The organism is Paraburkholderia sp. SIMBA_054 (assembly GCF_046534875.1).
Lineage (GTDB): Bacteria > Pseudomonadota > Gammaproteobacteria > Burkholderiales > Burkholderiaceae > Paraburkholderia > Paraburkholderia hospita.
Genome location: NZ_JAWRXV010001604.1, coordinates 1 through 240 on the forward strand (window position 1 = coordinate 1; position 240 = coordinate 240).

A 240-nucleotide genomic window follows, 5' to 3' on the forward strand; every position below is an offset into this window, starting at 1 on the left:
GCGTCATTCCATCGTCGCCGCCAAAGGCTGACAGGGAAACCATGAAGAAGAAGGCCATCTGCCCGAAGGCCAACGTGATCATGATGAAATAGACGCCGCTGGTTCTAAGCGAAATATAGCCGGTGACGAGGGCGAAGAACGCCGCAACAACGATGGCCGCAACCAGCTGGAGGATCAGATCGTCGATGCCATAGCTGGACAGGATGCCGACTGCATAGGCGCCGATCCCGATATAGGCAG

1 pseudogene is annotated in these 240 nt (G+C 56.7%); it reads right to left on the reverse strand.

What is annotated here, in order from left to right:
• A pseudogene (locus tag SB822_RS60485) lies at positions 1 to 240 on the reverse strand (branched-chain amino acid ABC transporter permease); the annotation flags it as partial.